The organism is Vibrio sp. 2-2(8), assembly GCF_963888495.1.
Classification (GTDB): domain Bacteria; phylum Pseudomonadota; class Gammaproteobacteria; order Enterobacterales; family Vibrionaceae; genus Vibrio; species Vibrio anguillarum.
In genome coordinates this window covers 62,329-87,662 of the sequence record NZ_CAWPJM010000001.1, presented here as the reverse complement: position 1 = coordinate 87,662, position 25,334 = coordinate 62,329, and the positions used below count along the sequence as shown (strand labels likewise).

Here is a 25,334-nt window from a genome sequence, read left to right as displayed (position 1 = left end):
AACAGTGGTGGCTATAGCTCAGTTGGTAGAGCCCCGGATTGTGATTCCGGTTGTCGCGAGTTCAAGTCTCGTTAGCCACCCCATTATTTGGTAACTTCGGTTTCCTTTCTTGGTGAAAGTCGAGAAAAAAAGATTTACATCGATGAATAGACTAGTTTGATAGTGCATCATGATGTTAGGAATAGCGGAGCAGAGAGTTCTCTCTCGTTTATTCCAAAAAATGAATTTGTATCGGTGAATAGCGCAGCTTGGTAGCGCATCTGGTTTGGGACCAGAGGGTCGGGGGTTCGAATCCCTCTTCACCGACCACTTTTCTTTTCTTCTCATTGGTTAAAAATGAAAAGAAAAATAACGGCAAGCAAGCGGTTATTGCAAAGTTTGATGGTGGCTATAGCTCAGTTGGTAGAGCCCCGGATTGTGATTCCGGTTGTCGCGAGTTCAAGTCTCGTTAGCCACCCCATTATTCGGTAACTTCGGTTTCCGTTCTTGGTGAAAATCGAGAATAAAGAGATATATCGGTGAATAGCGCAGCTTGGTAGCGCATCTGGTTTGGGACCAGAGGGTCGGGGGTTCGAATCCCTCTTCACCGACCACCTTAATAAGCCTCAGTCGAAAGACTGGGGCTTTTTAATATCTGATGTTTGGAGCCTTAATCAAGGTAATGAGAGCCAAAGTGGGGTTCGTCTGATTTTCAAAACTGGGCTCTTCACCGACCACCTTAAAAAGCCTCAGTCGAAAGACTGGGGCTTTTTAATATCTGATGTTTGGAGCCTTAATCAAGGTAATGAGAACCAAAGTGGGGTTCGTCTGATCTTCAAAACCGGGCTCTTCATCGACCATCTTAAAAAGCCTTGGTCGAAAGACTGGGGCTTTTTAATATCTGATGTTTGGAGCCTTAATCAAGGTAATGAGAGCCAAAGTGGGGTTTGTCTGATTTTCAAAACCGGGCTCTTCACTGGCCATCTTAATAAGCCTCAGTTGAAAGACCATTCTCTCTATTCAATGTTCGATTCCTTATTGACTCCTATCTCATTAAGTCAGTGAATTATCATGTTTAAAGGCTAAACCCTAAATTTTCTGTTCAGATGAATTCACTGCTTTTCTGCCTTTTCATTAGTTTTTAGTCTGGCATTTTGTTGGTTATTCTGGTTTTTGTTTCTAATGTGTTACGTGATATGCCGCAATATAATTTGAAATTTTATTCTGCATTCTTTTTTAGAATGCATGGTAAATTGGCGTTTTCTTAGGCTTAACGTCTATGTTTTGGGGTGTATTACTGTGTGCTAGAATATTGGTCATACCAATGATTAATGCATATGTGGTGCATAAAAATACGATGTTACTGCTTTGGTTTGATTTGATATCGACTTTTTATCCTATCGATGTTGCTTTTCTGTGAAATATTTGCCAAATTGATGGCCTTGTTAATTACCAGAATATTGTACTGGTATGAATGGATTCATTTTTACTGGCTTTGAACGCTTTGTTGTTCAAAGGTAGTTACAGACAGGGCACAACACTGCCCAAGTCGTAGAGGTCTGGGATGTCACTTTTAGAAGTAAAAAACCTGCGTATTGAATACCCATCGCGTCATGGTGTTCACGTTGCTGTGAAATCGCTTTCGTTTAATATCGAGCGGGGTGAAATTGTTGGGGTTGTGGGAGAATCAGGCGCCGGAAAATCGACCGTAGGTAATGCGGTTATCGATTTATTGAGCCCACCTGGTCTCATTGCCAGTGGCGATGTGTTCTTAGATGGTGAGAAGATTTCAGGCTTATCGCCTGAGCAGATGCGCCAAGTTCGCGGCTCTAAAATTGGTTTTATTTTTCAAGACCCAATGACGTCGCTTAATCCACTATTTACGGTTGAACATCAACTGACAGAAACCATCCACGCCAATATGAAAGTGACTGAGGAAGAAGCGTATCAGCGTGCACTTTCTTTGATGAAGCAAGTGGGTATTCCTCAGCCTGAAAACCGTTTGAAGCAGTACCCACACCAATTCTCTGGTGGCATGCGTCAACGTGTTGTGATTGCCATTGCGCTGGCGGGTGAACCTGATCTTATTATTGCCGATGAACCGACCACTGCATTAGACGTTTCTATTCAAGATCAAATCTTGAGCCTCATCCGCGAGCTATGCATTAAAAACAATGTTGGTTGTATGCTGGTCACCCATGATATGGGTGTGGTCTCGAATGTGACGGATCGCGTCGCGGTGATGTATCGCGGTGACTTGGTTGAATTTGGACCGACAGCTAAAGTGTTGGGCGCTCCGGATCACTCCTATACGCGCAGTTTGATTTCCGCCGTTCCTCGCTCAGATAAAAAACTCGATCGCTTTCCGCTGGTGAGCTATATCGAAGAGGCAAGTGAGTTAAAACCATTGGATGTTAAAAACCATTGGTTGGGTCAGAGCCAAGATAATCGCCAATACACAGGCCCACTGCTGACAGTAGAAAACGTGAATTTACGCTTTACGACCAAAGACTCATTGTTTGAAAGTCGCCGTGAATATGTCCAAGCTTCAAATGACGTCAGTTTTGAGGTGTTTGAAGGGGAAACTTTTGGTTTGGTTGGGGAATCAGGTTCCGGTAAATCAACCATCGCACGCGTGATTGCGGGTCTGTACGCTCCAAACTCAGGCAAAGTCTGTTTTGAAGGAATTGATCTTACTGCGCTGAAATCGGAAAACGAGCGCCGTCCGATGCGCCGCCAGATGCAGATGGTGTTTCAAAACCCTTATACCTCAATGAATCCGAGAATGAAGATTTTCGATATCATTGCCGAGCCGATTCGTTTTCATAAATTAACCCGTAGCGAAGCGGAAACACGGCAAATTGTGCATGATCTTTTAGAGCACGTAGGCCTAGGTAAGATGGCGGGAGTGAAATATCCGCACGAGTTTTCCGGCGGTCAACGTCAACGTATTTCGATTGCTCGCGCACTCGCCACGCGTCCTCGCTTATTGATTTGTGATGAACCTACGTCCGCGCTCGACGTGTCTGTGCAAGCGCAGATCTTAAACCTATTGAAAGATCTGCAAGATGAGCTCAATTTGACCATGCTGTTCATCAGCCATGATTTACCTGTGATCCGCCAAATGTGCGATCGTGTCGGGGTCATGCAAATGGGGACCTTACTGGAGGTCGCCCCTACAGAGCAGTTGTTTAAGTCACCTCAACACCAATACAGCCAGCATTTGATTTCTTTAATGCCTGAGTTTACGGGCTTAAGAGAAGATGTAGTAACGGCGTAAGCCAAAAAAGTTACAGATAGAGATATCATGACCAAGCGTGCTTGGAATGAATAAACAGAAGCAATTACAACAACTAGGGATTTGGATTCCCGCATAAGGAGTTATGCAATGAAAACCATGAAAAGCAAACTAACAGTAGCTTTGATGGCGGCAGGCTTAAGCTTTGCAGCTAGCGCGGCCAATATTACCGTCGCTTATGATGCTGACCCAGTGTCACTTGACCCGCATGAGCAGCTATCTGGTGGTACGCTACAAATGTCTCACATGGTGTTTGATCCTCTCGTTCGTTACACCCAGACATTTGATTTTGAACCTCGCCTTGCTGAAAAATGGGAACGTGTCAACGATACAACGTTCCGTTTTATGCTGCGCAAAGGGGTAAAATTCCATTCTGGTAACGAAATGACGGCAGACGATGTGGTCTGGACGTTCGATCGTTTACAAGATTCTCCTGATTTCAAAGCTATTTTTGAACCGTATGAAAAGATGGTCAAAGTAGATGATTACACCGTCGAGATCGTATCCAAAGGCGCTTATCCTCTGGTTCTGCAAACCGCAACCTACATCTTCCCTATGGACAGCAAGTTCTATTCGGGCAAAGCGGCTGATGGTAAAGAGAAATCTGAAATTGTGAAGCACGGTAACTCGTTTGCTTCGACCAACGTTTCTGGTACTGGCCCATTTAGAGTGACTTTCCGCGAACAAGGCGTAAAAGTGGAATTTGAACGCTTTAAAGATTATTGGGATAGCGCATCAAAAGGCAACGTAGACAAACTGACCCTAGTGCCGATTAAAGAAGATGCCACTCGTGTTGCGGCGCTCCTTTCGGGTGATGTGGATATGATTGCACCTGTTGCGCCAAACGATCATAAACGTGTGGAAGAAGCCAAAGGTATTGATCTTGTGACCTTGCCGGGTACGCGCATCATCACTTTCCAAATGAACCAAAACAGCAATGAAGCACTGAAAGATGTTCGCGTGCGTCAAGCCATTGTTCATGCCATCAACAACCAAGGTATCGTTGACAAAATCATGAAAGGTTTTGCGACAGCAGCTGGCCAACAAGGCCCAGCGGGTTATTCTGGTTATGACGCGAACCTTGTGCCTCGTTTTGATTTGAAAAAAGCGAAAGAGCTGATGAAAGAGGCTGGTTATGAGAAAGGGCTGACGCTCACCATGATCGCGCCAAACAACCGTTATGTGAACGATGCGAAAGTTGCACAAGCTGCAGCGGCGATGTTGTCGAAAATTGGTATTAAGGTTGATCTTAAAACCATGCCAAAAGCGCAATATTGGCCTGAGTTTGATAAGTGCGCCGCGGATCTGTTAATGATTGGCTGGCACTCAGATACTGAAGACTCAGCAAACTTCACCGAGTTCTTAACCATGACACGTAACGAAGAGAGTGGTAAAGGCCAGTACAACTGTGGTCACTACTCAAATCCAGAAGTGGATAAGTTGGTTGAAGCGGCAAACGTAGAAACCGATCCTGCGAAACGTGCACAGATGCTGCAAAAAGTCGAAGTGACTTTGTACAACGACGCAGCATTTGTTCCACTGCATTGGCAAAACCTAGCGTGGGGGGCGAAATCTACTTTAGATATCAAACCGATTGTTAACGCGATGGAATTCCCTTATTTCGGCGACCTAGTCGTTAGCGAGTAATTACTTAAGTTGGCCGCTCATGTCATGTGGGCGGCGCTTAAGTCACTCAAGGCATCCGCTTGGATGCCTTATTAAGATCTCTGCACTTTGCTTTATTTCAGTCGGGTCGAGTGTCATTTTTTAGGCTGAATTTTTTCGTTCCTATTAAAGTTAATTCAATTTTAAAAAGAACCATCATGGATAGTTTAAGGGGCAAGGAATGTTTTCGTTTCTGGTCAAGCGCCTGTTTCAGGCACTGATAGTGATGTTTGTGATCAGTCTGGTGGCGTTTGCCATTCAGGATAACTTAGGCGACCCATTGCGTGAGCTTGTTGGGCAGTCTGTTTCAGAAAGCGAGCGCCAAGCGCTGCGCGATGAACTTGGACTGAATGATCCTTTCATTGCCAAATATACTCGTTTTATTACGGCCGCGGTGCAGGGTGATTTAGGCACGTCCTACTTTTTCAAACGTCCTGCGGTAGACGTTATTCTCGATAAATTAATCGCAACGTTAGAGCTTGTGCTCGGTGCGACCGTAATCATCATTGTCTGTTCCATTCCATTAGGGGTTTACACAGCCATTCATCCCAAAAGCTTCTTTACCAAAGTGGTGATGGCGGGCAGCAGTATTGGTATTTCTATCCCAGTGTTCTTAACTGCGATTATGTTGATGTATGTTTTTTCGATCACGTTAGGTTGGTTACCGTCGTATGGACGAGGGGAAACCGCCAATTGGTTGGGTTGGGAATCTGGCTTTTTCACGGCTGATGGCTTAGCACACTTGGTGCTGCCTTGTGTTTCACTGGCGTCGATCATGCTGCCGCTGTTTATTCGTTTAGTGCGTTCTGAAATGTTGGAAGTGCTGAGCTCGGAATACATCAAATTTGCTAAAGCTAAAGGCTTGGCATTGAACAAAATTTACTACCAACATGCCCTTAAAAATACCATGTTACCGGTGCTAACCGTCGGCGGTGTACAAATTGGGACTATGGTGGCCTACACCATCTTAACCGAGACTGTTTTTCAGTGGCCGGGTACGGGCTTTCTTTTCCTTGAAGCGATTAACCGAGTTGATACTCCGCTGATCACCGCTTACGTCATATTCGTGGGCCTGATTTTCGTTGTCACCAACACCATTGTCGATCTGTTATACGGTCTGATTAACCCGACTGTGAACCTTACTGGAAAAGGAGCTTAATCATGAGCCAATTTGCTGCTGCTCCATCTCGTTGGGAGCGTTTTAAACAGTCTGATTTTTTGTACTATTTCTTGCGTGATAAAGTGGCGATGACCAGCTTCGTCATCTTTTTGGTATTCTTAACTTTGTCTGTCGCTGCGCCACTGATTGCCCCCAGTAACCCGTACGACCTATCATCGATTGATCTGATGGATGCAGAATTACCTCCCTCTTGGATGGAGGGAGCCGATGAGCGCTTTGTTCTCGGCACAGATGAGCAAGGGCGCGATATTTTGTCGACCATACTGTATGGTTCGCGTCTATCACTGACGATTGGCTTTTTGGCGGTTGGTTTACAGTTGCTACTTGGTATCGTGATTGGCCTTTCTGCTGGCTACTTTGGTGGACGTATTGATAGCTTTTTGATGCGTTTTGCTGATGTACAGCTATCGTTTTCAACCATGATGGTGGCGATCATTGTTTCGGCAATTTTCAAAGCCAGTTTTGGGAGTGAATTTTATAGTCAGTATGCGGTTGTGATGTTGGTGGTGATTATCGGTGTGGCTGAGTGGCCACAATACGCGCGGACAATTCGTGCGTCCGTGCTCGCCGAGAAGAAAAAAGAGTATGTGGAAGCGGCTCGTGTGATGGGTTTTAAATCGCCACGCATCATGTTTCGCCATATTTTACCTAACTGTTTATCGCCTATTTTGGTTATCTCAACTGTACAAATTGCCAATGCGATCATGTCTGAAGCGGCACTCTCTTTCCTAGGTTTAGGTTTGCCAGTCGATCAGCCATCATTGGGTGCTTTGATTAGCATGGGCTTTAACTACATCTTCTCTGGCGCTTGGTGGATTACGGCTTTCCCTGGTTTTGTACTAGTCACATTAGTGTTGGTGATCAATCTGTTGGGTGACTGGCTACGCGATGTTTTTAACCCAAAAATTTACAAAGGGTGATGTGGCAATTGATTTTTGCTAAAGAAAATCCCTAAACTAAAAGCCGCCGTCAAATGCGGCTCTTTTTTTGCTAGTATTTTTGTTATACCCAACCCAAATCCATTGAACTAGGGAACATTGAATCGGTAATGTTGTCACTACTATTAAGCAAGTATATGGACTCAATATGATGACCCTGATGCGGAAAACGACCCTGTGTGTGACATCAAGCCTAACGGTGTTGGCGTCGCTGGCTTTATTTCAACCCGCTTGGGCGGAAGATTTTCTTTGTGATGCGACTCAAGCTTCTGTCGATCAGTTGCCCATTCTTGATAAAGCATGCCCAATAGGGCAAGGTTTATGGGGAAAGAAAAAGCCCAAAGGGCAATCATCCACTTTTTGGATTCAGTGTGGCGTGTTAAATAAGCCATTATCTTTGCTGAAAGCCAAAGCGTTTTATACCCATATTTCTACCGATGTATGGCTAAAACCAGAAGCGAAAACGTATCGTTGCTTAATCGGTCCTTATACTGATTATGAGCAAGTAAAAAAAGAACTGCCTCTTATCCAGCAAATCCCCGGTTACAAAGAAGCTTTCATTCGTGAGGTTGTCAAAGGGCGCGCACAGTCTAGCTCGCCGATAAAAAAGACAACTTCCGCTCAAGCAACGTCTGCCGCAAAACAAATCACCAAAAAGTCTTTACCGAAACCACAAGTGGAAATGGCGAGTTCGCCATTATCAACGAAACCATCAACCAAAGCGCCAGCTCTTAATGTTCCGCCAGCGGTTGAAATTCGTTTGAGCACCACCGCAAACGGTTTGCAGTTTGTGGTGCCTCATTTACGTTCGAGTGATGAACAGTTCTATATGGAACATGGCCTAGCATGGAGCCGCCTAAACTATGAGGTGGCAGAAAAAACCTGCCAAAAAATGGCTATGCGCTTGGTAACGGAAGAAGAGTGGCAACGCCTTTTGGATTCAAAACAGATGGACAGTAACCAATGGCCAATGCACTTACCTTATTGGGGATGGTCGCAAAAAGGGCTTTTTACCAACGGTAAAGTCAGCCAACTGAAAGGTTCCTCATTACTCAATGTGATTTGCGTTAAATAAGTGTCTCAGTTTGCCGTCAGAAATGGCGGCAGCGCTACTCTTTCTTTCCCTCTTCGAGTAACTGTAGATAGCGTTGTTCGATAAAATCTTTTTCTTTACTGATGTGATACAACTGTTTTTTCATCGCTTCGACATCGACAGAAGTGCCACTTTGTTTGGCTTGCTCTTTGTATTTCTCAATGGTCTCTAGTAGTTCTTTTTTCTCGGCTTGATAATTTTTTGCCATTTCGTAGAAATCACCCGCTTTACTGATCTTGATGTATTCCGCTTCTAACTGTTCAAACTCTTTTTCGATGGTGGCTTTTTCTTCTTTCAAACTGTCAACGGTATCAGTTTGAGCAAAGAGTTTTTTACGAGTCACTCGTAGCCCTTTCACACTTTTATCGAGATCGCCTTTCAGTTTGCGGATCAACTTATGCGATTTACTCAATTTCTCATTGAGTTCATCAATTGAAGCCTGATCTTCGGCACTAATGCCCTGAGAAGAGGAATTTTTGATGAGAGAAACCTGTTGCTCGAGCGCTTTTTGAATGATGATTAAATCATTCAGAGTCGAGCTATGCTCTGCGGTGTAGTTCAACGCATTTTCAACGGATTGTTGGCATAAATGAAGCGTGTCTTCATCGCTATTACTTTTATTACGAGTAAAACCATGCGCAAATTTCCTAAATTCACGCAGGATCAGCAGTAGGATAAAAAACCAAGCCAACAAGATAATAAGCCCGAGATCGATCGCTAAGAGCGATAAAACCTTTTCGGTGAGGAACTCTTGTATTGGCATCACATAAACCCACTTTTGTTGCTGTATTTTCAGGTAAGTTTAGTTGTTGTAAAAAAATGTGCCTATACTTTGAACAAGTTAGGTCATAGAAAAATATGCTGTGAAGATTCTCATTGTTGATGACAGTAAAGCGACACTTGAAATAGTCAGACGAGCCTTAGAGGCGTTTGGCTACCGACGTTTGTCCATTCAAAAGGCAGACAATGGTAAGGCCGCACTCAAGCTGATTGGCAGTTGGCAGCCGGATATTGTCTTAACAGATTGGCACATGCCCGGCATGACGGGGCTGGAGCTGACACAAGCGATAACCAAACGTAAGCTCGGGATAAAAGTGGCAATGCTCACCACGGTGGCCGATGAGCAACAAATCAAACAGGCGCTTGAAGCTGGAGCGTCGTTTGTGTTATCGAAACCGTTTGACGATGGTGAACTGCACCAAAAGTTGCTTCCTTTAGTGCAAGGAGCGGAAGAGAGCTGCATTGAATTAGATGAAATGGTCGAGCTGCAAGATGAGTTGGCTTTACCAAAGCTTTCGCAGCTAGAGAAGCTGCTAAAAAGAGCGGTAGGTGCTGATATCGTGCTGAATAATATTCGTCGCCAATCGTTTGATGAGAGTAAAATTCCTTGTTTGATGGCAGTCTATGAAGATGGCGAAACGCAAAAGCCGCGCGCGGTGGCACTGCTTGATATCTACGCCGTTTGTGTCTTTGCTAAAGGCAACCCCAGCATTACCAAAGAGCAACTACAACAAGCGGTACACAGCAAAATGGTCAGTAAAGATATTCTCGATACTTGCCAGAAAGTATTAAGTACTTCCGCATTAGCGTTTCTTGATAATCAAACCCGCAAAAGCTTGAAGTTAAAAAATATCAGTTTTATCCCTCAATCGTTTGAAAAGCTCGAAACCCTATTTGCCAAAGAAGCGGATAAACGGGTCGATTTTTCCTGCCAAATGGGGGCGTTAGCCCAAGGGAAAATTACTTTGGTGGGATTTTAATCATCTTTAAGAGCATATTCTGAGGTTATATTTATGACAGGATTATTTTTGCTATTGGGTATATTCTTAGATGATATTGATGAGCCATTATTCATGAGATATAAGAAAAATTGCCACTTAGTGACTATACTGAAGTTATTCCTAAAAGTATTTAAAATTAGGATTAATTGATTAATTAAAGGAAGCGATATGATAAAGTTTATACGGATATTCATCATTGGTTGCTTAAGCCTATTTATGTCAGCCCCACTTTTAGCGAATGTTACGTGGGAGGGGCATTGCCGAGATAGAAAGCCCTATCTTTATTTTGAAAATGGTGAGTGTAAAGGCCCTGGTGGCGATGTGATTAACCAGGTTATTCTTAAGTTGGGGCATAAAGTCCATTGGACAAAAGTTCCTTGGGCAAGAACCATTGGTGTTGCACCACAGGGTGGAGTTGATCTTATTCCTCTGCACTCTATGGATGAAGAGAGAGAACAGTTTCTTCACCCATTATTAATGGGGTATGGTGAAAGAGAGGTGTTTTATTTTACTCGGACGAACTCGAATATTGATGCAAATAGTTTTGATGAAATTGTCAGCCGAGGTTTTGTTATTGGTGCACTCAATGGCAGTTTTTATAGTGACCAATTCAACCAAAATACAGACAAATTAAAAATCAGTTTTGTCACTAGCGTAGAACAAATTATTAATATGCTAGAGGCTAGTCGAATCGATCTTGCTATCACCTCTGAACAGCATGGGCTTAATCTTTTTGAAAATGACCCTAAATTAAAGAAAATAAGTTATAAAAACATTTACCTAAATGGTCGTTTTTTTAGTGTGCCTAAACGATCGGCGAACTATCAGTATATCGATCAGCTAGAGAATATTTTAGCTGAAATGCGTCGTTCCGGAGAGATTACTAGGATATACGAATCTTATAACTTAGAAGCCCCAATTCAGAAAGAGTAGATTGAGGAATATTACTTTTTATTTTTATATTTCATTGCGATATATCTATTCGTAATTTAAACAGCAGCGAGGCGGTTTATGACTCGCTGCTATTTTACGATAAAGAATATATTTAGTTTCTCATGGTACATCCATACTCTTTATTTTCGACTCTGGAGGTTATCTGGAAACTTTCTGATAGTAGGTACTACGGGCAGTTTTCCAGTAAAAACAAAAAATGGGTTAATTTTTTAGAAAATGGAAGTCTGGAAAATAGATTTTCCAGACTTCTTAAGTATTACACAAACTGTTTTAAAAACTCTTCAAGCGCTTTACCTGAGTCATCAATTTCTGAGTTAATCATATTGATACCCCATTGTTCAAGAACTGCTTCCTGTATGGGATTTGGACGTGAGGAGAAAACGTAAGACTTAGGCTGAGCTCCTCCACAATCGTTATCTTTCCATAGCTTGGACAATTTATAGAATAGCAATCTTATGTTGATATCAGATAGACTATAACCAATGAAAAGAACTGTTTTTCCAAGCACATCTGCTCTAAGTTTGAGGTCGAGAGGTGATTCGAACTCTAGTCGTTCAAAATAACTTGTTTCATCAAGGACAATCGACTCATCATCATCAAAGTCTCCGTGAAACTTAATGACTTGTGTTTGGTCTCTTTTTATCTTGGTCATGTCAGATACAGACGCTATTTTTATAAACTCTTTACCGTAATATTTTAGCGATTTCTCAATCCATCGGTCGTAGTTTGTCGTATAGATAAGAGGAAAATTTGCTTTAGCGATGTATTCATGAATCTTGGATTTTTCTAGCTCTACATCTCCAGAGTGCCATTCTGTGTCCATCCAACTACGCAATGGGCCTATTCTTCCTTTTTGGATTCGATAATACTCGGCCAGTGCAAGATCATTTCCAAATGTTTTATAAATGTCTGGATCATAGCCTAGTTCTTCGGCGATATGGTTGATAAGTTCAGACCATGAAGGGAGACCAAGGTTCATTGATACACCTGCGCCAACGAATAAAATGACGTTCCCCTTTTTGTAGGCCGAAAATAGCTGTTCCATTAATCTTTCCTTTTCTGCAAAAACTCTTTGAACTTGTCAAAAGCTAACTTTCTCATTGAAATTTCATTCTTTTTGTCACCCATTTCTGAAAACGTTAGGTTTTTCCCTTCTGGAATGAAAATGCAGTCCCACTGAAAGCTACGATCTCCCCTAGGTTCATGGGCTATTGTTCCTTTTATTTCACCCGTAAAGGTGTGGATTTTCATTGAGTCACAATAACCAATAATTGTTTTTGCGATAACTTTAGTATTGTCACCATTACCAAATAACGTAGAAAACTTATCAGCTTCAAGCTTATCCCAGAAAATCTGGGTTAAGCCGCCAGGAAACTCGTTTAGATTATCAATGTATAAGCCGGTATGCTCTACGAAAACTGGACGCCCTACAATTTTAAATGCTTTTAGTAGTTTGTCTTTAACTAGGAGGTCAACGTCATCGGTTTGGATTTCATTTATAGAATGTTTCGCTGCCACTACTTCTACACCGATGCCGTCTAAAAGTTTGTTTACTTCTTCGATTTTACAGTCGTTTTTTGTAATGAATCTAAGTTTCATTTAATCATCCTTAATGAAAGAATATTTCTTTTGAGTCGAGAGCATATTTTTAATTAGAAGAACATTATTCGTTTCTTTATAGAGCTCAAAGTAGTCATTGCTTAGAGTAGAACCGTGTATAGAAGGGTTGTCTGAACAGATAACGAAAGGTACTTCATGCTTAACCATTTCTCTAACAGGGTGAGGTTCATTCTCTGCGACAGCATTTGTTAGTCGATTACTTACAGGGCACACCTCGACACAGACGTCCTTTTCCTTTACTAACTCAATAAGTTTTGGGTCTTGAACAATTGCTGTTCCGTGACCAATTCTATCGGCGGAGTAGTTGATGATGGCATCTTCTATATTCTTGTGCTTCCCAGTTTCACCTGCATGAATTGTAATAGACAGTCCTTCTTCATCTTTAGCTGTTCTAAATAAATGCGCCGTCTCTGGGGGAGGTGATACATCCTCGTTCCCAGCTAGGTCTAATCCGATAACTGACTGGGGGCGGCCAAGAGATTTATAGGCATTTACCAACGCTCGCAAGTGTTCTGGGGCATACTCTCCGCGTGTGATAGTTAGAAGTAAGCCTGCTTTAATATTGTAGCGACTCGAGTACTCATCTATGTCTTGTAGGAGCCATTCTAATGCTTCTTGAACTGTAATATTATTTAGGAGGGATATGTATATGATACTGTTGCGTAGTTCTACAAATTCAACATTATCACTTTTGAGTTCGAAGAATGCACTATCTACAATTTTAGATAAATCTGCTCTACTTTGTGGTACTAACCTGAGTGCTTGCCAAGGTTTTAAGTATTCAGACAGAGAGCGAGCTGGAGTACGCCTTGTTAAATCGTGGTATAAGTTGAAATCAGATGGAAGCTCATTACTACTTGCTTGTAAAAGTGATCTTATCAGATGAGTATTTGCTAATCCGTTCAAGTGTACATGTAGTTCACCTTTAGGCATCATTTTAATTTCTTTGAATTCCATTAAAAGCCTCGAATGATAGCTGGGATAGAGAGTTAGGGAAACGTTTCTACTATATTGTTTAAATTGTAATTTATTGATTAATAGAAATAAATTACCTAGCAGCTTGAGGCGCTATAAGGTTGTGGCACTGCTTCTTTCAAAATTTAGTCAATAAAAAATCCGGCATTAAATAACCGGATTCTTCTAAACAAGGAATGTTATAGTTCCAATACTTCTGGCTGGCGCGTTTGAGAGCTTTGGCTTGACGTTGGTTGGTCAGATTTCGCTCTTACTTGTGTGCCAGATTGCTCCTGTTTCCAAGTCGGCCATGATTCTACTCGACTCTTAGATTTTTGAAGATGTGCAACTAAGGTACTATTTTGTCTCATTGTATTTACTCCGGTAATCACCCACTGCAGATGCTGCGGCCGTTTCTCTTTCTATGTAAGAAGTAGATAGCATTTGCATTCGCAAAACTGCTTCACTTTCTTTCCATTTCACAGCATTTCCGTCAGAGTCTTTTCTTTTTATAGGGTGGCCAGCCCCTAGGTTTGTAGAGAAAAGGTCGTAAAATGATCTAGGACCAACTCCGACAAAGGGTTCGAATCGTACACTCTTTCCATCATTTGATTCTAGTGTTATTGAGTCAGAATGAAAGTCTAAAGCTTTACTTTTTGGGTACGGCTCAACATAAACAACTCTTTTTATTCCGGAGGCAACAATGTGTTTTGCGCAGTTGTGGCAAGGGAAAGTAGTACAATAGAGATCTGCATCCTTTGTGCTTATATCACTTCTTGCACAAGCTAATATAGCTTCCATTTCAGCATGAACTACACGGCCATACTCTGTAATATCTTTTATCCTTGATGAGTTAAGTAACTTTCTCAGGGGTTCTTTTAGTTCATCGTCAGGTAAGGTTTCGAGAATTTCATTTATTATTATCTTCTTTTCACGAGCGTTTGAATCATATCCTCTTACCCAGTCTCGTCCATCTTCTTTATCAACTATTTTTTCGCCTTTAGAATCGTAGTCTGGCCAGTACAAGCCACCTCCGGCTTGAGGAATATCATTGGCTCCAGTTGCGATTATATTCTTGTTTTTGGTCATAACAGCCCCTACTTGACGAGAAAGGTCTGCAGATCTTAAAGATGAAGAAAAAGCCATGAACATAGCAAACTCGTCAAATGTTGGAGTTACAAAAGGTTTGCCGAACATAAGATCAAGTGTTCTCCAAATGTCATACTGAGCCTTATGTCTATTGGATCCGTAATCAATGAAAAAGTCTGATAGATGATAAGTGTCCCTTGTGTGTTGACCGTGCTTGTCTGATTCATCAGCATCCCTCTTAATTAGACGGTTTGCTTCATTTTCAGACATGCCTTTGTTTGCTATCAAGAAGTCACGTCGGCTAATTTCACTTGAGTGAATGCCTATTAAATAAAAACCTCTAGAATAGATTGTACGTAGTTTCTGTACTTCTGCAGGATGTTTTAGAGAACTTATAATAAATGCTTTGCGCCTTAATGGTTCTAGGTCATTACTTGTAGAGCATTTCTCTCTTATACAATTAATTTGTGATGCGGCCGCGAGAGCAAGAATTGAGTTATCCCCACTCTTTTTACGAATAGTATTACCAGCAGACATCAAAGTATTGGCTTTTTGATAGTTGCTTAATTCATCAGGTATTTCTTCAAACAAACAGATAATATCTCGTGATATACGAATTTCTTCACAAGAATAATTAAACGTCTCAAGACGATCTGTAATTATTTTTTTTATTTCAGCTAGTTCGGTACCAACAGCTCCTACCAACCCAATTACTATCTCAGAGTCTGAATAATTTCCATTAAGATGTTCTTCATGAAGAATACTTTCATCCATTTCTTTAGTTACCATAGATCAGACATATTAATATTGAAGTTGTTGAATATGTTATCAGCTACATTCGGATATTGCTTGTCTTATACAGAAATGTGAGATGTAGGTAGCAAGGAGTTTTACTGAAAAGCGGGGGGAGTTAACTTTTCTGGATTGCTATTTTTAATGACTCTAAAAGAGTTTTCCTTTCTTGATCTGGAAGTTTACTAATCAAAACGGCTAATTCGGCTGAAATCTCATCCTCACAGAAAAAGTAGTTCAAAGGTACGCCTAACTTGTCCGCTAGTAACTTCAATGTCTGGACGTCAGGAGTATGCTTCCCCTTTTCGTATTGATTCATCCTAGGACTAGCTGAACTTTCATCCATACCTATGCGAACTCCCAACATTTTTTGTGAGATTTTGGCTCTTTTACGCGCTTCTTTGAGGCGTATTGGTATTGGATTTTGGAATGACACTTATGGCTCATATCTTAAAACTCAAGTTAACTAAGATTTTCTTAGTTTTGCTGATTTCTGTATACTAAGCAATCCTTAGTTTTTGGTTGCAATGAGTGGGAAATGAAACGTTCTAGGAAGATTAACGGGATAATGTACAAATTATTGATTGAGAGAGGAATTGATGGTTTTTCAGTTGTAGAGTTGAGGAACGCCTCTTTATCAATGGACGATATGACTTGGGATCCAAATGAAGCTCGCAAAAGGTTATATCGTCAAATTTATCACTTTGAAAAAAATGGATGGCTCGTTTCAAAAGGTGATGGGCGTAATAAAAGATATTTTGTGTCGGATATCTTTAAAACGATGAGTATTGAGCCTAAAAAGAGGTTTTGTCTAGTCCAGGATGATAGCTTACAAAGTGAGAATTATTCAGTTTTAGAGTCAGAGTTAGTTCAGCATAATCGCAATTTGGAAATTGTGCTTGGAGAAATAGAAGAATATCAGTCGTTATGCGTTCGATTTCCCAGCCTTAACAAGCCTGTTTCTGTAATGCTTCAAAAGGCTCGTAGTCGCTCAGCGCATCTTATTGGAAAAGTGAATGTTTTAAGGAATGTCCTTGGCACAATGCAGCAACAAATCTAAGGTTCAAATTCAAAGGTGACTAGTTTTATTTTTTTTATTTAAATCTAGTCACCTTTTTTCCCTGTTATAGCTGGATTTTTTATATGAAGTGACTAGAATGGTGTTATTATTATTTTATTGGTCATTTATTGGTCATTTATTGGGTTGTTTGGGATGAGAGAACAATGATTAGTTCAAATGAACTACTGGCACTGTCTAGGTTAGCTTTATCAGGTAAAGAATCTGACGTCAGACTCTATCTCGCGAAAATGGTTCGAAAATTGAGAAAAGTAGATTCTCAATTAGGCTCAGAAATCGAAGCGTTACTTAAATCTCAACCTGCGAGATCTGGTGGTATTTTACGTCGTGACATTCGAAAAGAAGAAGATGGTTTGTTTGAGCCTAATTCTGATAGTGCGATTCCTTTGCTTAAATCGTTCGATAGCACTTTTTCTGGTGAAGAACCGCTATTAGATAGAAACTTAAAACACACATTAGAGAACATTCTTGAAGAAAGGAATTCCAGTGAACTTTTGGCTGCAAGTGGTTTAAGTCCTGCAAGCTCTATTATTTTTCAAGGGCCTCCTGGAGTCGGTAAAACAATGACTGCAAGATGGTTAGCTAAAAAACTAGGCTTACCTTTTTATGTTCTTGATTTAACAGCTGTGATGAGTAGCTATCTTGGTAAAACAGGTAGTAACCTTAGGAAAGTTATAGATTTCGCTAAGTCACATCCTTGCGTGTTATTACTTGATGAAATAGATGCCATTGCAAAACGAAGAAGTGATGAGGCAGATGTAGGTGAACTAAAACGTTTGGTTACAGTGATGCTTCAAGAGTTGGAAGAGTGGCCTACTGGTGGTCTTCTTGTCGCTGCCACTAATCACCCTGAATTAGTCGATCCTGCGTTATGGAGACGATTTGACGTAGAGGTTACTTTTGAAAACCCTAGTCAAAAATTAGTCAAAGAGGCTGTTACAAACTTCCTTGAATCAGATGTTGAAGAGTTCTCTTCTTGGATTGATTTAATTCAATTAAGTTTGTCAGGAACATCGTATAGTAATATTCGAAGAGTTGTATATAAGCTTCGTAAGATGCGGATCTTAAATCCTAAAGGATTCGAACAGAATATTATTGATTCTGTTTTTCCCGATATTGAATCCAAATCTAGAGCAGAACGGATTGAACTAGCTGTTAAAGCTGTTTTAGAAACAGGAATGGCGCAGCAAAAAGCGGCCAAATTGTTTGGATGTAGCCGAGATACTATTCGTAAGCGACTGAATTAAAAGTCTAAGGAAAGTGCATGCCGAAGAAAAACTATATTATTGGTAAAGCTGAAGAGCTTACTAGTTTTACTCCTCCACCTAAAATGAATCCACCTAAGGGTGGGTTATATACAATAGAGGAGTCGATTCAACGGCTTGCACCTCAATTTGAACAGGTAGTCGAGGAAGTTAATCAATATGATGATTCTCTATGTCCGAAAGACTATGTCGTTACTAAGCTAACCCTACACCCATCATATATTGCGAAAGGTCACTTTCCTAAACGTCTGTTGAGAGAAGTTGGCGTCCGCTCTATCGGTAGTCGTGCTGCGGAAGTTAAGCCAGATCGTTGGGCCAAAAAAGGTGAACCAGAAGTTTCGCCTACTACGGCTTTATATATTACAGGTAAGCGAGAACAGATTAAACAGTTTGGTCAAAAGCTAAAAAAATTTTCGGAAGATACACCTGGGGCGGATGATCTACAGAAAGTTTGGAGTATTGAAACTGTTGACCCTGAGTCAAAAATTAAACCGGGGCTATTACAAGACAGCAAAGTTTTCGAAATTGGAATTCAATTAATACCTGGAAGTTCTAGTGATTTTATAAAATCTTCAGTGATGGATTATGCCCGTTCGATTGGTTTTGAACCTGATGAAGATATTTCTATATCAGTGTCAAATCTTTGGTTTGTTCCAATGATTGGTCTAGGAAGCAATTTATCTAAATTAGCAAAGCATCCATTTGTTCGAGTTGCTAGACCTATGCCAATGCTAAGAGCATTTCAGCCGATGGTTCGCTCTATGTCTGTACCTTCACCTGTTAAGTTACCAATAGAGCCACCAATTGCAGATGATGTCCAAGTGGCCATTTTGGATGGTGGATTACCTTCGAACCATTCATTAAGCCAGTGGGTTCGTGATTATAGACTCTCAGATGCTACTGCGTCGGACTGTGAGGGGGGGCCAGAACATGGAATCGGAGTTTCGTCGGCATTTTTATTCGGGCCAATTGATCCTGCAAAAACGGCTAACCGACCATACTCATATATAGATCACCATAGGGTTTTGGACTCTTTTATTGAGAAAGAAGATCCGTTCGAGCTTTATCGTACTCTTGGTCATATAGAAGATATTCTTCTTTCTCGGCAGTACGAATTTATAAATTTGAGTTTGGGGCCTGACTTAGCTATTGAAGACGATGAAGTTCATGCTTGGACTTCTTTACTTGATAGCTATTTAGCTGATGGTGATACATTTTTAACTGTCGCTGCAGGTAATAACGGTGAAGCGGATCATGAGACTCAGTTAAATAGAATTCAAGTCCCTTCAGACAGTGTTAATGCTGTAGCGGTTGGGGCTGCTGATTCTTTGAGTGCCGATTGGTCTAGAGCTTCATACAGCGCTATTGGGCCGGGAAGAGCTCCCGGTCGGGTTAAACCAGACTTATTGGGCTTTGGTGGGTCACCTAAAGACTATTTTCATGTAATAGCCTCAGGTATTCAACCACGGACTGTTCCTGTCCAAGGGACAAGTTTTGCTTCACCATATGTACTAAGAAAAGCTGTGGGTATTAGGGCGATCATGGGGCATGGTTTGTCTCCACTTGCAATAAAAGCTCTTTTAGTTAATGCCGCAGATAGTAAGTCTCACGATGTATCCGAAGTGGGGTGGGGGAAAGTACCTGATGACATTGAACAGTTAATCGAATCTCCTGATGGAGTCGCACGTATTTTGTATCAGGGAGAGTTGAAGCCTGGTAAATATATGCGTGTGCCACTACCGCTTCCGGATTCAGGTATCAATGGCAAGGTCACTATAAGTGCAACCTGTTGTTTTTCTACTCCTGTAGATCCTCAAGATTCATCCATGTATACAAAGGCTGGGGTTGAAATCAGTTGGGCTCCAAAACAAGGAAAACCAAAAGAAGGATTTTTTCAACAAGTTAAGATTGCAACAGAAGCTGAACTTAGACGAGATGCTGCCAAATGGGAGTCGGTTCTTCATGCAAAGAAAAATAAGTTAGGCAGTATACTTGATGAGCCAGCTTTTGAGCTTCATTACATGGCAAGGGATGGCGGGGGGGAGATAAATGGCGCAAAAGCACCGACAATTAAGTATGCATTTGTTGTTACGTTAGAAGCTCCTAAACACAAACCGCTTTTTACGGATATTATGGCGGCTTATGCTCATATTCTTACCGAAATCGAACCTAGAATATCAATTACTCCGCAAGTAAGAATTTAGCTAACATAATAAGTGGTGCTCTGAATGAGTGCCACTTATTTGTTTTTTATATCTTGAACTACAGTCGACTCTAGCTCAGCAAATTTGTATTGATACTGCTGAATCATTAAGGCCAATTGGTTATGCTGACTGGCCATTTCACTTAACTTCTCTTTGTAGTCTTCAGCTTGCTTGTAGTACTTTTCTTTCAATCGCTTTTCATTAGCCAGGCGCTCTCTAAGGTTTGAGATTTTTTCTTCGTAGATGCTCTGCTTTTTGGCTTTTGGTGAGTTATTGATCGCCGTCTCTTTTATCGTTGAGACTATGTCTTTGTAGTAATAAGCGGATCCATCACCCAATCCTGCTTCTTCTTCTACGGCTTTGACAGAAATTTTTCTATTTGGATCTATACGTTCGGTTTGCCCACTTAGAATACGCTTTAGCGCATTTTCAAGCTCAACCCTCGTAATTTGGGACTTGCTCATACTGGTCGCTTCCTATGTCGAACTTTTCGAATGGAATTTTAAATCGGTGCAGTACTTTTTCTGCCGCTCTAATCTGGGTTATGAAATGAGAATACATCGAACTTGTTAATGTGCCGCTAGCATCCATATCTTTAACTTGTTGAGAAACCCAAGCATGACGTTTTTGCCAACTTTCAACTTGCTCTTGGCCTATGAGTTGGTTTTCACAATTCATGCAGTTCGCGGGCGAACTTATCTTATGCATCTGGCACTCATATCCAGCCATGCAATATGAGTGTAGTGTACCAACGAGATTTAGACGACCGGCTTTAACGTGCTCATTTATCGCATCCCAAGATTTATACTTTTGAGGAAGGGTCAGCCGATTCTTATTGATAGACCCAGCCATATGCCCCATAAGATTGTTCGACTCCTTCCCTTCGTACCATTCATGGATTTTTTGTGTTGTAGATTCTTGAATAACATCGTTCAGAAAAGACTGCAGTTCAGTGTCTATTTGTAGGGCTTTAATTTTACTAGCGAGCCCGCCTTCGCCATACCATTCTGTTGTAGGTAAGTCTAAATGTTTAAACTGTTGTTTAATTGCGATATCGCTGCAAAGATTGTGGCGTTTTGAAAATACAGCAAAAGTGCGACGAAGTTGATGGGTCGTTAATGGCCATACGCAACCTTCAGCAATCCTTTCGTCGGCATGATTAGGTTCTCTATTTGGATTTATAACTTCAAATTCTATCAAGTCTTGGGCTGTAATAATTGCGCCGGCATCCTTACATAATCTGTTGAAATGTCTACGCATACTTCCGTCTTGACGAATAATTGGTTTTTGGGCTTTTCTTCCTTGCCCTAACCACAAGCAACTTGAATCATAGTTGCTCATGGGATTATCGTCTTCTAATAACTGAATCCTCATATATCGAGAAATGGCTTCTGCAAGTTCGATTGCTTTTCGTGCTAAAGGCGTTGTTACCCACTCAGCACTCTTTCCTAAACCTTGGCTAAATTTATGCTGTTCAGACTGAAGAACGCTATAAGTACGTCCATATACTTCTTTTTCTTTATAGCTGTTTGAATGAAGGCAGAATAACTCTGAGCGACGCATCCCTGTTAGTGCACCGCATACAATGTAGCAAGCAGTTTGTAACTCAATTACTTTTCCTTGAACTTTTACTGCGTGTTTTGGTAACAACTTCGCTAGTTCAGATTGTTCTAGGTGAGCTTGAAAAATACTACTATAGCTAAAAGGCTGATGTTTATTGACCTCTACTCGATAATCTGGCGAGGATTCGTCCAGCCAGCGCCAAGTACCGGCTTTAATTTTATCATCAACCCTACGCTTACCTTCTTCGTAGTTTTGTCTCATATCATGTAGCAACTCGTGTAATGCTTCTTTGTGTGGATAGTACTTTTCGATCAATCCAAAGCAATGACTATATATCTTTTCCATTAGGCGAGTGGGAATTGCGTAAAACTGATTCTTACTGTCTTGTCTAGTTTTTCCGGTTGTCTCTCTAGAAAAGGTAGTTTGTGTGTAACCATCTGGAAGAACTAGGTTGATGGGCAAATATCTTGCTATTTTTCCGGCATGCATAATTGCATTAAATAAGCCTTCCACTTGAGCGACACTGTAATTCTGGCTTCGAACGAATATACAAAACTGGCTAAAGACCAAATTAGAAGTAAGGCTCCCTATAGACGTATAACCTTCGCTATCTAGAAACTTATATACAATGCATAGCTTTGAATAACGAGCAATGAGAGTTGATGGCTTTATTACAGCACCTTTTCTATGGTGACCAGCGATGTACAACCATGAGAAACAAATTAGCTTCATCTCTCTAGCTAAACTGTCATCTTCGATTTTGGAAAATACGATAGTTTTTTTATAGGTGACTCTTGCATCAAGATAAGCTTGAAAATTCCATTCTTCATCCCCCATGTAACTTTTTGTAGAACCATCATAATTTTTGGTGACAACAACGCTTTCTAGCTCTCGGTATTGTTTGTCTACATAAAGCTGAATTATTCTTTTGTACTCAGAAATGTTTTCTTGCAGGATGTTTTTTGGTAGCTCAAAAAGAGGTGTCATGATGTACTCTCCTAGAAGTCAATATTGATACCGTCTGGCCAAAGAGGATGACGGCCTTCGTTTTCAAGCTTTTTCTCTGCGAGCCTTTTGACTTTAGGGTGAATTGTGAAGATTATGCGATTAATTGATGCGAGGAGGGCGGAGTAATTGTTGGAAAAATGCTGTTCGTCTAAATGATAAACTTTTGAGTCCTTGATTGATTCTCGATAACTTAAAAGGCACCAGATGTCTTCGACACTCTCTATTATTACTTGGTTTTCGCAGTTGAAGCAGTTGTGGATGTCCGAGCACGCTAGATGATCAACAACAAAGTCCTTTGGATTAAAATGATTTCTTCTCCGATATTTATCGACACGTGCAGAGAACACATTCTTACACCCAGTACCAAGTACGGTTTTTTGACCATTAGACTCAGAATATTTGTTTAAAAACTCTTCATATGGGAGAACCTCAATACCTAGTTCTTTCTTTGCATATTCTTTTGCTTGATTAATATCAGAACACTTTGCTATTCCTTCTATTGTGTATGTTGCTGCCAGAAGCTGTTTTTCATTTTCTACAGTATTGCCCGATGCGTAGTGTTTATTGAATGTGCGTGGAGTGTTTCCCAATAAAAGAGATGTCTCTACTGCGTTGCCAGTCTTTGCTAAATATCGATAGCTACCACTAGCTCGGAATCTCGATGCTGTTGGTCTTAGTGGTTTGTTATCATCGGTCATCAGAGAAAATGTTTGTTGCAGCCAATTTGAGAATGTTTGAATATGACCTTGTTGCAATGGTGCTGCTTTTCCTTGATATAGCAAGTGAGAATCGGTTGATATTGACGCGCTAAGTTTAAGAAGTTGCTCAAAAAAACGTAGAGCTATCTTGGGGACGTGGTAAGTGCCATTGTCACCAATTGAAACTGATATAAACTTATTTGCTCTAGGTTTCAATACACTTTGCTCAAACCAAGCTCCGCCTTCATAAATTTTTTCTTTTGGCTTGGTCATGTTTAGTAGCACGGTTGTGTTTCCCCATGTGTAATACGCTAGTAAGAAATAAGCTGCGCTAAAACATTTTGTTATGGGGGATGCAATATCATGGGTAAACCCTTGGTATATAAAGGTTCCAATACGTTTATTGGTTGTAGCTTGAAGGAATTTTTCTGGTTCATCTAAGATTTGTTTTGATAGCTGGTTAAAAAAACGATAGATGACTTTTATAAGAACACTTAACTCTTGATCGGAATAACTTTCGGTTGGGTTTATTTCAGAGCGAAACAAGGTATAAGGCGAGAACCAAGTTGAGCTAGGGTTCCCCAGTCTTTCTAAGCATTTTTTAACACATGAAATCTGCTTTCTCGCGGAATTCACATTCATTTTTTCAATTCTAACTTGCTCTATTAAATGCCTTTCTAAAGACTCAACTGCTTCCGGGCTCTCAGGTCGAAGGTTCTTTGAATCACAATAACGAACAAAGAGAGCAAAGTCTCGAAGGTAGCTTTGCTTGGTAAGATCCGAATATTCATTAGTACCATTAAAAAATCGGTACCAACGCAAAACATCATCATCACGGTTTGCTGGCCTTGCCGATTCAAAGCTCCTTTTAAAGGCTACACCATGATAAAAAAATCGAGTGAAATCATATGTAAAATACTGATCAATACCGGTGCGCATTCTTATGGTCAAAGTAGGGGGAGAATAGCTCATTTAAGAGACTCCTCTAGAATCTGATCAAGGAGAACCATCGCTGATTGATTAGCTTTCTCTTTGCGAAGGTATTTAAGGTATTTCCATGTTGTTTTGTCATCCTTGTGACCCATCCAAGCCATTACTAGCGCTAGCGCATCACCAACAGCTAGATGATCTAAAAGAGCATCTAGCCGGTAAGTTCCATACGTTGCTCTCAAGTCATGTGTTCTATGAGCGAATGATGTTTGAAACCTGTTCTTAATATCTTCTCGTAGACGGCGAAAGTACTGTTGAATATTATTGCTACATAGGGGTATTCCACGATTATTGAGTAAAAGGGTAGAGTGCTCTTGGTTGGTTTTTTGGGCTCGATTGAATCGACGTTCTGAGACGCTGTAATAGTACATTCTTTGCATCAGTGAAAATGGAACTTCTACCTTTCTGGTTTTCTTAAATTTTGTATGCACCCCATTGGAAGGACCGATTTCTACTTCGAATCTATTTGAGCTAGGGTCTGGTTTTACTACGGAAGCAATAGAGAATGTGCATGCTTCTTCGACTCTTAACCCTGACTGAAGTTGTAGTAGTTGATGGATGATGAACTCTTCTGAATAACCTGTTAAGCAGGTTGCAAATTGAGCAAGTTCTTCTTTTGATAAAGGATTAAGTCTTTGGTTTTCGTTCTTGGCTGGTTTCCTAATTCTTAAATCTGTGGAGCGAACAACAAACTTAGGGCTATTGTGGTTCATCATCCCTGTATTTGCGATATGAACTAATTGATAGTTAAACGGTTTATTATCTTCCGTAAAAGTTATAAAACGTTCGTGAGCCGCCCATTCATAAAACTTAATTACTTGCAGCATATATAGCGATGCAGTTGAGTATGCTATCTCTCCCTTTTTAGCTGACTTAAGTAAGTTATCGTTTCTAAACCTGTATGTAGGCTTGAGGTAATCTGTGGGAGGAAAAGCATTCCAAGCACACCCTGTATCTTCAAGAAATTGCCAGTACCTTTTCATTGCTCTAACGCAACAAGAAATGTCAGATATGCTTCTGATGTTTTGAAGATAATTTAGCCAGAGATTGACGGGAAGAATGTACTCATTTTCGCTTGAGTAGAAAGTTGGAAAGCCTTTTAATAAGAAAGCCTTTGAATTTTTTGACGCGGGAAATATGCGAGGAACATTAAAATCTTTTGAGTGGATAATCGTAACCATACTA

The 25,334-nt window shown here is 40.8% G+C and carries 20 protein-coding genes and 4 tRNA genes; 14 read left to right on the top strand and 10 right to left on the bottom strand.

Annotated features, from left to right (window positions below; all coding sequences use genetic code 11):
* Positions 1-7 precede the first annotated feature (7 nt).
* The 9 genes from AACV12_RS00390 (at position 8) to AACV12_RS00350 (ending at position 8,135) form a co-directional block, all read left to right on the top strand.
* Positions 8-83: transfer RNA gene (locus AACV12_RS00390), tRNA-His, on the top strand.
* Positions 84-232: 149 nt separating this feature from the next.
* Positions 233-309 (top strand) — tRNA-Pro (locus AACV12_RS00385).
* A gap of 75 nt (positions 310-384) precedes the next feature.
* Positions 385-460: transfer RNA gene (locus AACV12_RS00380), tRNA-His, on the top strand.
* 56 nt (positions 461-516) lie between these two features.
* Positions 517-593: transfer RNA gene (locus AACV12_RS00375), tRNA-Pro, on the top strand.
* 950 nt (positions 594-1,543) lie between these two features.
* Positions 1,544-3,259 (top strand): dipeptide ABC transporter ATP-binding protein, encoded by a 1,716-nt coding sequence (locus AACV12_RS00370; RefSeq protein WP_019281822.1) that lies wholly within the window; start codon positions 1,544-1,546, stop codon positions 3,257-3,259.
* A gap of 108 nt (positions 3,260-3,367) precedes the next feature.
* Positions 3,368-4,924, top strand: coding sequence for an ABC transporter substrate-binding protein (locus tag AACV12_RS00365; RefSeq protein ID WP_026029171.1), 1,557 nt, complete (start codon positions 3,368-3,370; stop codon positions 4,922-4,924).
* A 199-nt stretch (positions 4,925-5,123) separates the two neighbouring features.
* A complete protein-coding gene (locus AACV12_RS00360; RefSeq protein ID WP_013855660.1) occupies positions 5,124-6,101 on the top strand; it encodes an ABC transporter permease in 978 nt (325 codons plus the stop codon).
* Between the two features lie 2 nt (positions 6,102-6,103).
* Positions 6,104-7,042, top strand: a complete 939-nt coding sequence (locus AACV12_RS00355; protein WP_017046673.1) for an ABC transporter permease — start codon at positions 6,104-6,106, stop codon at positions 7,040-7,042.
* Between the two features lie 166 nt (positions 7,043-7,208).
* Positions 7,209-8,135 (top strand): SPOR domain-containing protein, encoded by a 927-nt coding sequence (locus tag AACV12_RS00350; RefSeq protein WP_017043951.1) that lies wholly within the window; start codon positions 7,209-7,211, stop codon positions 8,133-8,135.
* A 34-nt stretch (positions 8,136-8,169) separates the two neighbouring features.
* Here AACV12_RS00350 and AACV12_RS00345 read toward each other — a convergent pair whose 3' ends face one another.
* Complete coding sequence (locus AACV12_RS00345; protein ID WP_170901223.1) at positions 8,170-8,919, bottom strand: chromosome partitioning protein ParA; 750 nt, start codon at positions 8,917-8,919, stop codon at positions 8,170-8,172.
* A 97-nt stretch (positions 8,920-9,016) separates the two neighbouring features.
* Between AACV12_RS00345 and AACV12_RS00340 the strand changes: the two genes are divergently transcribed.
* Together AACV12_RS00340 and AACV12_RS00335 are read left to right on the top strand one after the other, a co-directional pair.
* Positions 9,017-9,913 carry a response regulator gene (locus tag AACV12_RS00340; RefSeq protein WP_170889621.1) on the top strand — a complete coding sequence of 299 codons (897 nt, stop codon included), beginning with the start codon at positions 9,017-9,019 and terminating at the stop codon, positions 9,911-9,913.
* A 189-nt stretch (positions 9,914-10,102) separates the two neighbouring features.
* On the top strand, positions 10,103-10,867 hold the full coding sequence (locus tag AACV12_RS00335; protein ID WP_170901221.1) for a substrate-binding periplasmic protein: 765 nt from the start codon (positions 10,103-10,105) through the stop codon (positions 10,865-10,867).
* A 277-nt stretch (positions 10,868-11,144) separates the two neighbouring features.
* Here AACV12_RS00335 and AACV12_RS00330 read toward each other — a convergent pair whose 3' ends face one another.
* The 5 genes from AACV12_RS00330 to AACV12_RS00310 all read right to left on the bottom strand — a co-directional run bounded on the left by AACV12_RS00330 (position 11,145) and on the right by AACV12_RS00310 (position 15,779).
* On the bottom strand, positions 11,145-11,933 hold the full coding sequence (locus tag AACV12_RS00330) for an SIR2 family NAD-dependent protein deacylase (RefSeq protein WP_170901219.1): 789 nt from the start codon (positions 11,931-11,933) through the stop codon (positions 11,145-11,147).
* Positions 11,933-12,487 (bottom strand): non-canonical purine NTP pyrophosphatase, encoded by a 555-nt coding sequence (locus AACV12_RS00325; protein WP_017047501.1) that lies wholly within the window; start codon positions 12,485-12,487, stop codon positions 11,933-11,935. Before AACV12_RS00325 ends, AACV12_RS00330 begins: the two co-directional genes overlap by 1 nt.
* On the bottom strand, positions 12,488-13,465 hold the full coding sequence (locus tag AACV12_RS00320) for an amidohydrolase family protein (protein WP_017047500.1): 978 nt from the start codon (positions 13,463-13,465) through the stop codon (positions 12,488-12,490). It abuts the gene before it with no gap.
* 354 nt (positions 13,466-13,819) lie between these two features.
* On the bottom strand, positions 13,820-15,325 hold the full coding sequence (locus AACV12_RS00315) for an anti-phage dCTP deaminase (RefSeq protein ID WP_234782746.1): 1,506 nt from the start codon (positions 15,323-15,325) through the stop codon (positions 13,820-13,822).
* Between the two features lie 136 nt (positions 15,326-15,461).
* Positions 15,462-15,779, bottom strand: coding sequence for a helix-turn-helix domain-containing protein (locus AACV12_RS00310; protein ID WP_170901217.1), 318 nt, complete (start codon positions 15,777-15,779; stop codon positions 15,462-15,464).
* A 102-nt stretch (positions 15,780-15,881) separates the two neighbouring features.
* Here AACV12_RS00310 and AACV12_RS00305 point away from each other — a divergent pair, with 102 nt between their 5' ends.
* From AACV12_RS00305 to AACV12_RS00295, 3 genes are all read left to right on the top strand, one after another.
* The gene (locus AACV12_RS00305) at positions 15,882-16,403 is read left to right on the top strand and encodes a hypothetical protein (protein ID WP_017048229.1); all 522 of its coding nucleotides are present in this window, start codon (positions 15,882-15,884) and stop codon (positions 16,401-16,403) included.
* A 164-nt stretch (positions 16,404-16,567) separates the two neighbouring features.
* The gene (locus AACV12_RS00300) at positions 16,568-17,668 is read left to right on the top strand and encodes an AAA family ATPase (RefSeq protein ID WP_017048230.1); all 1,101 of its coding nucleotides are present in this window, start codon (positions 16,568-16,570) and stop codon (positions 17,666-17,668) included.
* A gap of 17 nt (positions 17,669-17,685) precedes the next feature.
* Positions 17,686-19,890, top strand: a complete 2,205-nt coding sequence (locus AACV12_RS00295; RefSeq protein WP_017048231.1) for a S8 family peptidase — start codon at positions 17,686-17,688, stop codon at positions 19,888-19,890.
* 35 nt (positions 19,891-19,925) lie between these two features.
* Here the strand turns inward: AACV12_RS00295 and AACV12_RS00290 are convergent, their stop codons facing one another.
* From AACV12_RS00290 to AACV12_RS00275, 4 genes are read right to left on the bottom strand one after another with little or no spacing between them, the layout of a single operon-like run.
* The gene (locus AACV12_RS00290) at positions 19,926-20,354 is read right to left on the bottom strand and encodes a hypothetical protein (protein ID WP_017048232.1); all 429 of its coding nucleotides are present in this window, start codon (positions 20,352-20,354) and stop codon (positions 19,926-19,928) included.
* The gene (locus AACV12_RS00285) at positions 20,326-22,440 is read right to left on the bottom strand and encodes a hypothetical protein (protein WP_017048233.1); all 2,115 of its coding nucleotides are present in this window, start codon (positions 22,438-22,440) and stop codon (positions 20,326-20,328) included. Before AACV12_RS00285 ends, AACV12_RS00290 begins: the two co-directional genes overlap by 29 nt.
* 11 nt (positions 22,441-22,451) lie before the next feature.
* Positions 22,452-24,131 (bottom strand): hypothetical protein, encoded by a 1,680-nt coding sequence (locus AACV12_RS00280; RefSeq protein WP_017048234.1) that lies wholly within the window; start codon positions 24,129-24,131, stop codon positions 22,452-22,454.
* On the bottom strand, positions 24,128-25,330 hold the full coding sequence (locus tag AACV12_RS00275) for a tyrosine-type recombinase/integrase (RefSeq protein ID WP_170901214.1): 1,203 nt from the start codon (positions 25,328-25,330) through the stop codon (positions 24,128-24,130). The genes AACV12_RS00280 and AACV12_RS00275 overlap by 4 nt, the downstream gene beginning before the upstream one ends.
* Positions 25,331-25,334: the final 4 nt, after the last annotated feature.

Coding starts and splice junctions, on each gene's coding strand:
- AACV12_RS00370 (WP_019281822.1), top strand. CDS start 1,544: ATGTCACTTTTAGAAGTAAAAAACCTGCGTATTGAATACCCATCGCGT.
- AACV12_RS00365 (WP_026029171.1), top strand. CDS start 3,368: ATGAAAACCATGAAAAGCAAACTAACAGTAGCTTTGATGGCGGCAGGC.
- AACV12_RS00360 (WP_013855660.1), top strand. CDS start 5,124: ATGTTTTCGTTTCTGGTCAAGCGCCTGTTTCAGGCACTGATAGTGATG.
- AACV12_RS00355 (WP_017046673.1), top strand. CDS start 6,104: ATGAGCCAATTTGCTGCTGCTCCATCTCGTTGGGAGCGTTTTAAACAG.
- AACV12_RS00350 (WP_017043951.1), top strand. CDS start 7,209: ATGATGACCCTGATGCGGAAAACGACCCTGTGTGTGACATCAAGCCTA.
- AACV12_RS00335 (WP_170901221.1), top strand. CDS start 10,103: ATGATAAAGTTTATACGGATATTCATCATTGGTTGCTTAAGCCTATTT.
- AACV12_RS00330 (WP_170901219.1), bottom strand. CDS start 11,933: ATGGAACAGCTATTTTCGGCCTACAAAAAGGGGAACGTCATTTTATTC.
- AACV12_RS00325 (WP_017047501.1), bottom strand. CDS start 12,487: ATGAAACTTAGATTCATTACAAAAAACGACTGTAAAATCGAAGAAGTA.
- AACV12_RS00320 (WP_017047500.1), bottom strand. CDS start 13,465: ATGGAATTCAAAGAAATTAAAATGATGCCTAAAGGTGAACTACATGTA.
- AACV12_RS00315 (WP_234782746.1), bottom strand. CDS start 15,325: ATGGATGAAAGTATTCTTCATGAAGAACATCTTAATGGAAATTATTCA.
- AACV12_RS00305 (WP_017048229.1), top strand. CDS start 15,882: ATGAAACGTTCTAGGAAGATTAACGGGATAATGTACAAATTATTGATT.
- AACV12_RS00300 (WP_017048230.1), top strand. CDS start 16,568: ATGATTAGTTCAAATGAACTACTGGCACTGTCTAGGTTAGCTTTATCA.
- AACV12_RS00295 (WP_017048231.1), top strand. CDS start 17,686: ATGCCGAAGAAAAACTATATTATTGGTAAAGCTGAAGAGCTTACTAGT.
- AACV12_RS00290 (WP_017048232.1), bottom strand. CDS start 20,354: ATGAGCAAGTCCCAAATTACGAGGGTTGAGCTTGAAAATGCGCTAAAG.
- AACV12_RS00285 (WP_017048233.1), bottom strand. CDS start 22,440: ATGACACCTCTTTTTGAGCTACCAAAAAACATCCTGCAAGAAAACATT.
- AACV12_RS00280 (WP_017048234.1), bottom strand. CDS start 24,131: ATGAGCTATTCTCCCCCTACTTTGACCATAAGAATGCGCACCGGTATT.
- AACV12_RS00275 (WP_170901214.1), bottom strand. CDS start 25,330: ATGGTTACGATTATCCACTCAAAAGATTTTAATGTTCCTCGCATATTT.